This window comes from Sphingomonas trueperi (assembly GCF_040545665.1).
Taxonomy (GTDB): Bacteria; Pseudomonadota; Alphaproteobacteria; order Sphingomonadales; family Sphingomonadaceae; genus Sphingomonas; species Sphingomonas trueperi_B.
In genome coordinates, this window is record NZ_JBEPMH010000001.1 from 1350460 (window position 1) to 1363753 (window position 13294).

Annotated in this window: 9 protein-coding genes; 5 read left to right on the forward strand and 4 right to left on the reverse strand. The window is 65.8% G+C overall.

Annotation, left to right across the window (positions count from 1 at the left end):
* The first annotated feature begins 157 nt into the window (after window positions 1–157).
* A complete protein-coding gene (locus ABIC65_RS06400) occupies window positions 158–3166 on the forward strand; it encodes a TonB-dependent receptor plug domain-containing protein (RefSeq protein ID WP_354307566.1) in 3009 nt (1002 codons plus the stop codon).
* A gap of 76 nt (window positions 3167–3242) precedes the next feature.
* Here the strand turns inward: ABIC65_RS06400 and clpB are convergent, their stop codons facing one another.
* Complete coding sequence (clpB, locus tag ABIC65_RS06405) at window positions 3243–5822, reverse strand: ATP-dependent chaperone ClpB (protein ID WP_354307568.1); 2580 nt, start codon at window positions 5820–5822, stop codon at window positions 3243–3245.
* A 261-nt stretch (window positions 5823–6083) separates the two neighbouring features.
* On the opposite strand from clpB, the gene ABIC65_RS06410 reads away from it, so the two are divergent.
* The gene (locus tag ABIC65_RS06410) at window positions 6084–8393 is read left to right on the forward strand and encodes a TonB-dependent receptor domain-containing protein (RefSeq protein ID WP_436286704.1); all 2310 of its coding nucleotides are present in this window, start codon (window positions 6084–6086) and stop codon (window positions 8391–8393) included.
* A gap of 166 nt (window positions 8394–8559) precedes the next feature.
* Here the strand turns inward: ABIC65_RS06410 and ABIC65_RS06415 are convergent, their stop codons facing one another.
* Genes ABIC65_RS06415 through ABIC65_RS06425 form a run of 3 tightly spaced genes read right to left on the reverse strand, consistent with a single transcriptional unit; the run spans window position 8560 to window position 10009 of the window.
* The gene (locus tag ABIC65_RS06415) at window positions 8560–8787 is read right to left on the reverse strand and encodes a hypothetical protein (RefSeq protein WP_010543862.1); all 228 of its coding nucleotides are present in this window, start codon (window positions 8785–8787) and stop codon (window positions 8560–8562) included.
* Entirely contained in the window at window positions 8787–9737 is a 951-nt protein-coding gene (locus ABIC65_RS06420) for an aldo/keto reductase (RefSeq protein ID WP_354307571.1), read from the reverse strand. Before ABIC65_RS06420 ends, ABIC65_RS06415 begins: the two co-directional genes overlap by 1 nt.
* A gap of 38 nt (window positions 9738–9775) precedes the next feature.
* Window positions 9776–10009, reverse strand: coding sequence for a hypothetical protein (locus ABIC65_RS06425; RefSeq protein WP_354307573.1), 234 nt, complete (start codon window positions 10007–10009; stop codon window positions 9776–9778).
* 116 nt (window positions 10010–10125) lie between these two features.
* Between ABIC65_RS06425 and ABIC65_RS06430 the strand changes: the two genes are divergently transcribed.
* The 3 genes from ABIC65_RS06430 to ABIC65_RS06440 all read left to right on the forward strand — a co-directional run bounded on the left by ABIC65_RS06430 (window position 10126) and on the right by ABIC65_RS06440 (window position 13164).
* Window positions 10126–11076, forward strand: a complete 951-nt coding sequence (locus tag ABIC65_RS06430) for an ArsR/SmtB family transcription factor (RefSeq protein WP_354307575.1) — start codon at window positions 10126–10128, stop codon at window positions 11074–11076.
* Window positions 11077–11090: 14 nt separating this feature from the next.
* Window positions 11091–11990, forward strand: a complete 900-nt coding sequence (metF, locus tag ABIC65_RS06435; RefSeq protein WP_354307578.1) for a methylenetetrahydrofolate reductase — start codon at window positions 11091–11093, stop codon at window positions 11988–11990.
* 127 nt (window positions 11991–12117) lie between these two features.
* Window positions 12118–13164, forward strand: coding sequence for a homocysteine S-methyltransferase family protein (locus ABIC65_RS06440; RefSeq protein WP_354307580.1), 1047 nt, complete (start codon window positions 12118–12120; stop codon window positions 13162–13164).
* Window positions 13165–13294 lie beyond the last annotated feature (130 nt).

Genomic DNA, 13294 nt, shown 5'->3' on the forward strand with positions numbered 1-13294 from the left:
CCTGTAAAGAAAGCTGAATGTCCGCTTTACAGCTCGTGCGGTTAACTGCTTCCTTTCGCACAAGCTCCTTTGACCGCGCGTCGCGCGCTGAAGGAGCGGGGAGACAACCCGATCGCGTGGTCAAAGACAGCGAGACCGGGTCAAGCGAGGGAAACGCATGAAAAAGACGCAACTGAAGCTGCGTGGGGGCATTGCACTTTCTGCAGTGGTTCTCGCAGGCGCGCTGATCGCATCGCCTGCGATGGCGCAGTCGGACACGACGCCGGCACAGGCGAACGAGCCAGCTGGTGGACAGGAAATCGTCGTCACCGGCACGATTTTCAAGAACACGGTGACCCCGTCGCCCGTAACCACCATCACCACCGACAACCTCGATGCACGCGGCATCAGCACGGTCCAGGAAGGCATTCAGCGTATCGCCGCCAATAACGGCCCGGCGCTGACCAATTCCTTCTCGGCGAACGGTGCGTTCGCGGCGGGTGCGTCTGCGGTCTCGCTGCGCGGTCTGACGACCAACTCCACGCTCGTTCTGTTCGACGGCATGCGTGCGGCCTATTATCCGCTGGCAGACGACGGCACGCGCAACTTCGTCGATCTCAACACCATCCCGGACGATATCGTCGAGCGCATCGACGTGCTGCGTGACGGCGCTTCCTCGACCTACGGCGCAGACGCGATCGCGGGTGTGGTGAACATCATCACCAAGAAGAACTTCAAGGGTCTTTCCGCGCGCGGCGAAACCGGCATCTCGTCGCGCGGCGACGCGGCGCAGTACCGCGCGTCGGTGACCGCCGGCTTCGGCGATCTCGATTCGAACGGCATCAACGGCTATGTCAGCGCCTTCTATTACAAGCAGGAAATGCTGAAGAACGCCGATCGCGGCTATCCGTACAACACCGGCGATTTCTCGCGGATCTGCTTCGAAGGCCATTGCGGAAGCAACGGCAACACCAACGGCTTGCAGGCGGATGGCTACACCGGGGGCTTCGGTGCCGCGACCCCGTTTGCGGTTCGTCCGCGTAACCCAGGCACCGGCACGGCGGCCAACGGCATCACTCGCTACACCTATCTGAACGGTTGCCAAGGTCTGCCGACCTACACGCCGACGGCCGCGGAACTCGCCCTGTCGCAGAACGCTGCCGCCCCGGCTTCGGGCCCGGTCTGCGTGGAAGACAACGTCAACCGCTACGGCGTGATCACGCCGGAAATCGAGCGCTTCGGTCTTTCCGCGCGCGTCACCGCGCGCGTCGGCGACTCGGGTGAGGCGTATGCCGCGTTCAACTTCCTGCAGTCGTCGAGCTTCGTTACGGGCGCGCCCTCTACGATTCGCGCTAACGCACCGGCGCCGTTCTACTTCCCGCGGTACAGCACCTCGGCGAACGTCGCCTATTACGGCAACAACACCGTGCTGCAGCTCCCGGTGTATGTCTGCCCGCGCGGCACCATCGCGGCCTGCACGGCAGCGAACGGCACGCTGAACCCGAACAACCCGTACGCCTCGCAGGGCTACACGGCAGCTATCATCGGCCGCTTGCCGAACCTGTCGCAGCAGGATCAGAGCCGTACCCGCGCCTATCGCGCGGCACTGGGCATTCGCGGTCCGATCAACGACACGTTCAGCTACAATGTGAACGCGACGGCGATGCACATGGACCTGCTCCGCAAGAGCAACGGCTATGTGTACATCCAGCACCTGCTCGATGTGATCGCCGATGGCAGCTATAACTTCATCAATCCGTCGGCGACCAGCGCCGCGACGATGAACTACCTCTCGCCGGAAGCGCGCGCTACCTCCACGTCGGATCTGGCGCAGGTCGATGCGAGCATCACGGGAGACGTCTACCAGCTTCCGGGCGGTCCGCTGCAGGTCGCGTTCGGCGGCTCCATCCGCTACGAAGCCGTCGACTCGCCTTCGCTCAATTCGGACATCAATGGCGGCACGCAGCGCTACTTCGTGCTGAACGGCTTCGCGCTGAAGGGTAATCGCACCGTTTACTCGCTGTACGGCGAAATCAACGCCCCGATCATCAAGGAACTGACGATCAACGGCTCGGGCCGCTACGATCGTTATCCGAACGGGATCGACAACTTCTCGCCGAAGATCGGCGCGACGTTCCAGCCGATCGGCCGCTTCGTTACCCTGCGCGGTACCTATTCGCGCGGCTTCCGTATCCCCAGCTTCGGTGAGGCGAATGCGACCTTCCCGACGACTGGGTATGTCAACGCGAACAGGGCGATCTACAACGACTTCTTCCTGAAGCAATATGGCGCAAACTGCTCGCTGGCGACCTACACCTCCTGCCCGACCTATGTGACGGGCGCGAGCTACGGTGCCACGTCGCTGTCGAACCCGAACCTGAAGCCGGAAAAGTCGGAAAGCTTCACGGGAGGCATCACCCTGGATCCGATCCGTGGGCTCCGTCTCTCGTTCGAATACTACAATATTCGTAAGACCAACGTGATCACCACGGCCAATAATGGCCCGGCGATCGCGGCTTATTATGCAGGCCAGGCGGTCCCGGCCGGCTACACGATCATCCCGGATGCGCCCGACGTGAACAACCCGAATGCGCTGCCGCGTATCGCGTTCGTCCAGTCCGGGTTCATCAATGCCAACACGCTGAAGACGTCTGGTCTCGACTTCAGCGTCGATCTGAACACGCCGCTGACCGACAACATTCGCCTGATGACGAATGCGGAAGCGACCTACATCCTGAAGCTCGAGACCGTCTATCCGGATGGCACGATCGAGCGCTACGACGGCACGCTGGGTAACTACAACCTGACGGCCGGCACCGGCACGCCGAAGTGGAAGGGTACCTGGACGACCTCGCTGGAGTTCTTCAGCAAGTACACTCTCACGGGCACCGCGAATTATTTCGATGGTTATGACCTCTCCGCCATGGACCAGGGCGGCGATTACAAGGACTGCGGCCTCAATGACGGTTCGCTGCCCTGCCGTGTGAAGAGCTACATCACGTTCGATCTGAACGCGACGGCGAAGGTCAACGATCGCCTGACGCTCTACGGAACCATGCAGAACGTGTTCAATCGCATGCCTCCGATCGACACCGTGACCTACGGCGCCAACGCCTATAATGCGGTGCAGGGCGGCGAAGGCATCTACGGCCGCTACTTCAAGATGGGCGCGAAGCTCTCCTTCTGATCCATCCGATCTAGCGAACGTAAAAGAAGAGGGCCGCTCCCGTAGGAGCGGCCCTTTTTTTGTCGGAGTGCGTGGGTCAGGCTACCCGCAGCGCCAGCGCGCCATCGCCTTCGTCGACATGCACGGTCGACCCGTCCTTCACCGCGCCGCGCAGGATCAGGTCCGCGAGCGGATCCTGCAGATACTTCTGCACCGCGCGTTTCAGCGGCCGCGCGCCGTACACCGGATCATAGCCCACCCGGCCCAGCCAATCGCGGGCCGCCGGGGTGAGGTCGATCGCCACCTTGCGGTCCTTGAGCAGCTTGGCCACCCGGCCGACCTGAATGTCGACGATCGGCGCCATATGGTCCGCGCCCAGCCGGTGGAACAGGATGATCTCGTCCAGACGGTTGAGGAATTCCGGGCGGAAATGCGCCCGCACCACGTCCATCACCTGCGGCTCGACCTCCTCCACCGGATGGCCGTCGGGCAGGTTGGTGAGGAACTGGCTGCCCAGGTTGGAGGTCAGGATCACGATCGTGTTCGAGAAGTCCACCGTGCGGCCCTGGCCGTCGGTCAGGCGACCGTCGTCGAGTACCTGGAGGAGGATGTTGAACACGTCGTTGTGCGCCTTCTCCACCTCGTCGAACAGCACCACCTGATAGGGTCGGCGCCGCACCGCTTCGGTGAGCACGCCGCCTTCCTCATAGCCGACATAGCCCGGAGGCGCGCCGATCAGCCGCGCGACCGCGTGCTTCTCCATGAACTCGCTCATGTCGATGCGCACCATCGCGTTGGGATCGTCGAACAGGAATTCGGCGAGCGCCTTGGTGAGCTCGGTCTTGCCGACGCCCGTCGGCCCGAGGAACAGGAACGAGCCCAGCGGCCGGTTCGGATCCTGGAGCCCCGCACGGCTGCGGCGCACGGCGGTCGAGACCGCCTTCACCGCATCGGCCTGGCCGATCACGCGCTTGCCGAGCTGCTGCTCCATCTGCAGCAGCTTCTCGCGCTCGCCTTCCAGCATCCGCTCCATCGGGATGCCGGTCCAGCGCGCGACGACGCCGGCGATGTCGTCGGCGGTGACTTCCTCGCGCAGCATCGCGCCCTTGGTGACGTTCTGCGCCTCGTCGAGCTGGCGGGTGAGCTGCGGGATCACGCCGTAGGACAGCTCGCCGGCACGTGCGAGGTCGCCCGCGCGCTGCGCCTGGTCGAGTTCGATCCGCGCCTGGTCCAGCTGGGCTTTGATCGTCGCCTCGGCGTTGATCTTGTCCTTCTCCGCCTGCCAGCGGGTGGTCAGCTCGGCCGATTGCTGCTCGAGATTGGCGAGATCCTCTTCGAGCGTGGCCAGCCGGTCGCGCGAGGCCTCGTCAGTCTCGCGCTTCAGCGCCTCGCGCTCAATCTTGAGCTGGATGATCCGCCGGTCGAGGCTCTCGATCTCCTCGGGCTTGCTCTCCACCTCCATGCGGATGCGGCTGGCGGCCTCGTCCATCAGGTCGATCGCCTTGTCGGGCAGGAAGCGGTCGGCGATGTAGCGGTTGGAGAGCGTCGCCGCCGCGACGATCGCCGCGTCGGTGATCCGCACGCCATGGTGCAGCTCGTACTTTTCCTTGAGCCCGCGCAGGATCGAGATCGTGTCCTCGACCGTCGGCTCGCCGACGAACACCGGCTGGAACCGCCGCTGGAGCGCGGGGTCCTTCTCGACATGCTTCTGATATTCGTCGAGCGTGGTCGCGCCGATGCAGTGCAGCTCGCCGCGGGCGAGCGCGGGCTTGAGCAGGTTGCCCGCGTCCATCGCGCCCTCGGCTTTCCCTGCACCGATAAGCGTGTGCATCTCGTCGATGAACAGCACGATCTGGCCTTCCGCGCCCTTCACCTCGTCGAGCACGCCCTTAAGGCGCTCCTCGAACTCGCCGCGATACTTGGCGCCCGCGATCAGGCTGCCCATGTCGAGCGCCATCAGCGTGCGGTCCTTGAGGGTATCGGGCACGTCGCCATTGGCGATGCGCAGCGCGAGGCCCTCGGCGATCGCAGTCTTGCCGACGCCGGGCTCGCCGATCAGCACCGGATTGTTCTTGGTGCGGCGGGCGAGGATCTGGATGGTGCGACGGATTTCCTCGTCGCGGCCGATCACGGGGTCCAGCTTGCCGGCACGCGCCGCCTCGGTCAGGTCGCGGGCGAACTTCTTGAGCGCGTCGTAGCGGTCCTCGGCCGAAGAGGTGTCGGCGGTTCGACCGCCGCGCATCGAATTGATCGCGGTGTTGAGCGCCTCGGGCTTCGCGTTCGCCGCCTGCAGCGCCTTGCCGGCGGCAGTATTGAGGCTCAGCGCCAGCGCGACGAGCAGCCGCTCGACCGTGACATAGCTGTCGCCCGACTTCTGCGCGATCGTCTCGGCCTGGTCGAGCACGCGAACCAGATCGTTGTCGAGGCCGGGCGTCGACTGCGCGCCCGAGCCGCTGACGGCCGGGATCTTGGACAGCGCAAGGTCGGTCTCGCCCAGCGCGCGCTTGGCGTCGCCGCCCGCCGCCTGGATCAGGCCGCTGGCCATGCCCTGCTCATCCTCGAGCAGTGCCTTCAGAAGATGCTCCGGGCTGATCCGCTGATGGTTCATGCGGATCGCCACGGTCTGCGCCGATTGCAGAAAGCCCTTGGCGCGGTCGGTGAATTTTTCGAGGTTCATGCCTGATCCCTGTTCGACGTTGACCAGCAGATAGTGTTGCAAATGGGCAACACAAGAGGGGAGACGTGCATCATGGCTATCGTAGTGCAGGTGCGGTCGACAACGGGAAATCGGGACTTTTCCGAAGCGTAAATCCAATTGTCACGGAGCGGTCACGCAGGAGTCCCGAGAGTGAAGCGCGAACTGTCGAATGTTGCAACGCGACACCGCTAGCGGCGGCGCAGCACGGGGCGAGGGGCCTGGTGCTTTCCCAAGGGGATCATGCGCATGCGCATCCGTATGCTTGCTGCCGGCCTGCTCGCCGGTACGTCGCTCTTCACTGCCGGCGCGGCCTTCGCGCAGTCTGCGCCCAGCGCCACGCTGATCGACGACACCCAGCCGCAGAGCGGCGCCGACGACATCGTCGTGATCGGCAAGGGCGAGACCCGCCAGATCCAGACGCTGACCCAGGCCGACATTGCGCTGCTCGCGCCGGGCACCAGCCCGCTCAAGGCGATCGAGAAGCTGCCGGGCGTCAACTTCCAGGGCGCGGATCCGTTCGGCGCCTATGAATGGGCCGGCCGCATCTCGATCCGCAGCTTCAACCAGAACCAGCTGGGCTTCACGCTGGACGGGATCCCGCTCGGCGACGCGAGCTACGGCAACGTCAACGGCCTCCACATCAGCCGCGCGATCATCAGCGAGAACATCGCCGAGACCCGCGTCTCGCAGGGTTCGGGCTCGATCGATACCCAGGCGACCAACAATCTCGGCGGCACGCTCGAATTCCTGTCGAGCGATCCCAAGGAGAAGCTGGGCATCGACGTCAACGCCACCGGCGGCAGCGACAATTTCTGGCGCGTGTTCGGCCGGCTCGACTTCGGCGAGCTGACCCCCGGCGGCACCCGTGCCTATCTCTCCTACCTCCACTCGGACACCGACAAGTGGAAGGGCTGGGGGGCGCAGCGCATCAACCAGGTCAACGGCAAGATCGTCACCCCGATCACGCCGGAGCTGCGCGCGGTCGGCACCTTCGATTTCTCCGATCGTCGCGAGAACGACTATCAGGACATGTCGCTCGATATGATCAAGCGTCTCGGCACCAACTGGGACAATATCTCGAACGACTATGCCAAGGCGATCCTCGTCTCGGACATCGGCGCCAACAACGGCTATACCGGCGTCACGCCGACCAATCCGGGGGCCGGCAAGGTCTATCCGGCGCCGTTCCTCAACCCGGACGATGCCTATTACAACGCCGCGGGCCTGCGCCGCGACTATCTCGCCTCGGCGGGCCTGGAGACGACCGGCAGCGCGACGGTCCACGGCGTGCTCAAGGGCTATTTCCACAACAACCACGGCCAGGGCCTGTGGTACACGCCCTATGTCGCCTCGCCCAACGGCGTGCCGATGTCGCTGCGCACCACCGAATATGACGTCCGCCGCGGCGGCGTGTTCGGCAATATCGGCACCAAGCTCGGCTTCAACGACGTTACCGTCGGGGGCTGGTACGAGCGCAACGATTTCCGTCAGGCGCGCCGCTTCTATGCGCTGGACAGCCGGACCAATCCGGGCCGCGACAGCCTCTCGTTCCAGAGCAACCCGTTCGCCACCCAGTGGTACTGGAAATACAAGACCGACACCGTCCAGTATTACGTGCAGGACAAGATCGAGCTCGGCGCGCTGACCGCGAACCTGGGCTGGAAGGGCTTCGCCGTCACCAACCATGCGACGCCGATCGTCGCGGGCGGGCTCGCCGGCGGCCGGATCAAGGTAACCGACTGGTTCCAGCCGCATGCCGGCCTCAACTACCGGGTGACCGACAATGCCGAGCTGTTCGCCGGCTTCACCCAGGTGACCCGCGCCTTCGTGTCGGCGGCCACCAGCGGTCCGTTCGCGACGACCCAGGCGGGCTTCGACGCGCTCAACAGCGGCGCGACCAAGCTCAAGCCCGAAGCGTCGGACACCTATGAAGTGGGCGGCCGCTATCGCAGCGGCATCTTCACCGGCTCGCTCGCCGGCTATTACGTCAACTTCCGCAACCGCCTGCTGGCGGTGACGACCAGCGCCGGCATCGTCGGTAACCCGGCGATCCTGCAGAATGTCGGCGACGCGCGCTCGGTGGGCGTCGAGGCGACCGGCGACGTTCGCCTGCCGATGGGCTTCGGGCTGTTCGCCTCGTACAGCTACAACGACTCGACCTATCGCGACGACGTCGTAACGGCGAGCGGCGTCATCCCCACCAAGGGCAAGACGGTGGTGGATTCGCCCAAGCACATGCTGAAGGGCGAAGTCACCTGGTCCGGGCAGGGCTTCAATGCGCGCGTCGGCGCCAACTACATGAGCAAGCGCTACTTCACCTACACCAACGACCAGTTCGTGGACGGCCGCGTGGTGGTGGATGCGACCCTCGGCTACAAGTTCGACCTGGGCGGGCGGAAGCTGGAGCTGCAGGGCAACGTGACCAACCTGTTCGACAAGAGCTATGTGTCGACGATCGGTACCAATGGCTTCGGCAACAGCGGCGACAACCAGACGCTGATGGTCGGCGCACCGCAGCAGTTCTTCCTGACGCTGAAGGTCGGCCTCTAAGAGCTGCCGGGAGAGGAAAAAGGGGGCGGGGCACCACGGTGCTCCGCCCCTTTTCTTTCCGTCATCCCGGCGAAAGCCGGGATCCAGTCGCCTCTACGTATCAGCTAGAAGCGAGATGTAGACCTCAATGGATCCCGGCTTTCGCCGGGATGACGGTCGAAGGGGTTCAGCCCGTCACGATCGGATAGGTGATCCGCAGCTCGTCGAGCAGCTTTTCCACCGCCGCGACGTCGCCCGCCGCGCCGCTGGGCGCCAGCGACCAGTTGCAATGCGGGTGCGTCTCGGCGTCGTAGACGCGCACCTTGCCCAGCACGGTCTTCCAGCGCCGGACGGTGCCGCCATGGCGGCGGACGAGCTGGGCGACGATGCGGTCGATCAGGTCGGCTGCGGTCATCAGGCCCCGGCGGCGGTCAGGCGGTCGAGTTGGTCGCGGCTGAGTTCCACGTCCCAGGCGCCGATCAGCTCGTCGAGCTGTTCGATGCTCGTCGCGCTGGCGATCGGCGCGGTGACGCCGTCCTGTGCCGCCAGCCACGCAAGCGCGATCTGGGCGAGGCTGGCCCCGGTCTCGGCCGCCACCTCGTCCATCACCGCCAGCACCGCGCCGCCCTTGCCGGCGAGCAGCTTGGCCATGCCGCCGCCGCGCACGCTCTTCGAGAAATCGGCTTCGCTGCGATACTTGCCGGTGAGGAAGCCCGACGCGAGGCCGTAATAGGGGATCACGCCGAGATTGTGGGTGATGCACAGATCCTGCAGCTCGCCTTCGAACTTGCGGCGGCTGACGAGGTTGTATTCGGGCTCCAGCACCCGGAAGTGCGGCAGGCCTTCCTTCGCCGCGAGGTCGAGCGCCGACTTGAGCCGCATCGCGTGGAAGTTGGATGCACCCAGCGCGCGGACCTTGCCCGCGTCGATCAGCTTGCCGAACGCGGCGAGATAGTCTTCCTGCGGCACGCTCTCGTCGTCCTGGTGCGCGAAATACAGGTCGATCGTCTCGATGCCGAGCCGCTGGAGCGATGCGTCTGCCGCAGCGGCGATCCGCGCCGGCGCCAGCTTCTCGCCGCCTTCGCCCGGCAGCATGCCCACCTTGGTGGCGATCAGCACCTGGTCGCGCTTGCCGGAGGTGCGCAGCCATTCGCCGATCACGCTCTCGGATTCGCCGCCTTTGTGGCCGGAGACCCAGGCCGAATAGACGTCGGCGGTATCGATCATCACCCCGCCGCGCTCGGCGAAGCGATCGAGGATGCGGAAGCTGGCGGCCTTGTCGGCGGTCCAGCCGAACACGTTGCCGCCGAGCACGAGCGGCGAGATTTCCAGGCCCGAGGCACCGAGATGGCGAAGATGCGGCATGCGGGGTCTCCGATGGAAAGGGGAGGGCGTGGAACGCGTCAGTCGGTGATCTCGTTGCCCGCCGGGCCCGACGTGTTCGAATAGGCGCTCTCGGCATTGGCGAAGGCGGCGTCCTCGGCGGCGTTCACGTCGGCGACCGCCTCGCCCATCGTGTTGCTGTCGCCGGCCATCGCCTCATTGGCTTCGGCGGCTTCGTTCTTCGCTTGGTTGCTGCAAGCCGACAGGCCGGTGAGCGCCAGCGCGGCGAGGGGGAGGAGGAGAAGCTTGCGCATGGGACTGGGTTCCTTCACGGGGTTCGGGGCCGGGCTAGCCAGAGCCGCAAACGCACGCAACCGCGCAGCGATGCGTTGACCTGATATAAAGATATCTTTATATCTCTATCCCGCCCATGACAGAACCCCTCGCCATCTTCCGCGCGCTCGCGGATTCGACCCGGCTGCGCATCGTTGCGCTGTTGCGGGCGATGGAGCTGAGCGTCGGCGAGCTGGCGCAGGTGCTGGGGCAGAGCCAGCCGCGCGTCTCGCGCCATGTGAAGATCCTGTGCGACGCCGGGATTGCCGAGCGGCGCAAGGAAGGCAGCTGGGTATTCGTGGCGCTCGGCCGGCAGGCGGTGACCGCACCGGTGCTCGCTGCGCTCGACGCCTGGGAACTGGCGGGCGACCCCTGGGTGGTGGCCGACCAGGCGCGGCTCTCGGCGGTCCGGGCCGACCGGGCGAGTGCGGCGGAAAGCTGGTTCGAGGCCAATGCCGGCCAGTGGGACGCGATCCGCTCGCTCCATGTCGCGGAGAGCGAAGTCGAAGCCGCGATGGGCGCCGCGCTCGGCGAGGGCTCGCTCGGCACGCTGGTCGATATCGGCACCGGCACGGGGCGGATGCTCGAGCTGTTCGGGCCGCGCGCCGCGCAGGCGGTGGGGATCGATCGCTCGTCCGAAATGCTGCGGCTGGCGCGCGCCAAGCTCGCCGATCTCGGCCATGCCGAGCTGCGCCAGGCCGATCTCTATGCGCTGCCGCTGCAGGACGGGGCTGCGGATACTGCTATATTGCATCATGTGCTCCATTTCGCGCAGCAACCGGCGGCAGCGATCGGCGAGGCGGCACGCGTGCTCGGCCCCGGCGGGCGGCTGCTGATCGTCGATTTTGCGCCGCACGAGCGCGAGGAACTGCGCACCCGCGATGCGCATGCACGACTGGGTTTCTCGGACGAGCAGATGCTCGGCTGGTTCGATCGCGCCGGGCTGGCCCCGGTGCAGGTGCAGACGCTGGAAGGCGGTGCGCTGACGGTGAAATTATGGCTCGGTCGCAAGACCGGGGAGAGCGTGGAAAAGGTGAAGGCGGCATGAGTATCGTAGACCCCATGGCACCGCCCCTGTTCGCCGACGTGGCGGGCGATGTGGCGGTGAGCTTCGAATTCTTCCCGCCCAAGACCGAGAAGATGGAAGAGACGCTCTGGGCCTCGATCGAGACACTGTCGCCGCTCGGGCCGCGGTTCGTGAGCGTCACCTATGGCGCCGGCGGCACCACCCGCGAGCGCACCCATGCGACGGTCTCGAAGATCGCGCGCGAGACGCCGCTGGCCGCCGCCGCGCACCTCACCTGCGTCGAGGCGACGCGCGAGGAGATCGACCAGATCGCCGAGGAATATTGGGCGGCAGGCGTGCGGCATATCGTCGCCCTGCGCGGCGATCCGCCCCGCGCCGGCGAGAAATATCGCACCCATCCCGGTGGCTATGAGAATGCGGCGGATCTGGTCGCGGGCCTGCGCCGGCTCCACCCGTTCGAGATTTCGGTAAGCGCCTATCCCGAATGCCACCCGGACTCGCCGAGCCCCGAGGCCGATCTCGACAATCTCAAGCGCAAGATCGATGCGGGCGCCAACCGCGCGATCACCCAGTTCTTCTTCGAGGCCGAGACCTTCCTGCGTTTCCGTGATCGCGCGGCGGCCGCGGGGATCGATGCCGAGATCGTGCCGGGCATCATGCCGGTGATGAACTATGCCAGCGTGGTGAAGATGTCGGCGATGTGCGGCACCGGCGTGCCGGCCTGGATGGAGAAGCTGTTCGAGGGGCTCGACGAGCATCCCTCGGCGCGACAGCTGGTGACGGCGACGCTGACGGCCGAGCTGTGCCGCAAGCTCTATGCAGGCGGGGTGCGCCAGTTCCACTTCTACACGCTCAACCGCGCCGAGCTGAGCTACGCGATCTGCCACCTGCTCGGGCTTCGCCCGCGGCAGCAGGCGGCGGTGGCTGCGGCGTAACCCAACCTAAGCCCCTCCTCCTGGGAGGAGGGGTTGGGGGTGGAGGGATGCCAGAACGCTGGTTTTGGTGAGACCTGACCCACCCCAACCCCTCCCCTGAAGGGGAGGGGCTTTAGAGGACACAACCATGACTGCACGCGAGAAACTGCTGGCCGAAGCCGCCAAGCGCATCCTGATCACCGATGGCGCGTTCGGCACCGAGATCCAGAACTGGAAGCTCGACGAGGCCGCCTATGCCGGCACTCTGGGCCTCAGCCACGACCAGAAGGGCAACAACGACATTCTCGCGCTGACCAAGCCCGAGGTGCCCGGCTCGATCCACCGCGCCTATTTCGAGGCGGGGGCGGACATCGCCGAGACCAACACCTTCTCCGCCAACCGGATCAGCCAAGCCGATTACGGCGCCGAGCATCTGGTGCGCGAGATCAACATCGAGAGCGCCAAGCTCGCGCGCAGCATCGCCGACGAGTACGAGGCCAAGGACGGCCGCCCGCGCTTCGTCGCCGGTGCCCTCGGCCCGACCAACAAGACGCTGTCGCTGAGCCCGGACGTCAACGATCCCGGCTATCGCGAGATCGACTTCGATTACCTCAAGGACGTGTACCGCGAGCAAATCGACGCGCTGGTCGAGGGCGGCATCGACTTCGTGCTGATCGAGACGGTGTTCGACACGCTCAACGCCAAGGCCGGCATCATGGCGGCGATCGAGGCGGGCGAGGCGCTGGGCCGCGACCTCCCGATCATGCTGTCGATGACGCTGACCGACCTGTCGGGCCGCAATCTCTCCGGCCACACGGTCGAGGCATTCTGGGCGGCGGTGCGCCATGCGCGGCCGGTGACGATCGGGCTCAACTGCTCGTTCGGGGCCGAGCAGCTCCGCCCGCATGTGAAGACGCTGTCGGCGCTCTGCGACACGCTGATCATGGTCTACCCGAACGCGGGCCTGCCCAACGAACTCGGCGCCTATGACGAGATGCCGGCGACCACCGCCGGCCTCGTCAAGGAATGGGCCGATGCGGGCCAGGTGAACATCCTCGGCGGCTGCTGCGGCTCGACCCCCGCGCATATCGGCGCGATCGCCAAGGCGGTGCAGGGGCTCACCCCGCGTGCCATCCCGACGCCGGAAGTGCGGACGCGGCTCGCCGGCCTCGAACCGTTCACCATGGCGGCGTAAGTTTAGATCCTCCCCTGCAAGGGGAGGTGGCAGGCCGAAGGCCTGACGGAGGGGTGTCCCCCTCTCGATAGCGCGATACCCCTCCACCATGCTTCGCATGGTCCCCCTCCCCCTCCGGGGGAGGATCGAA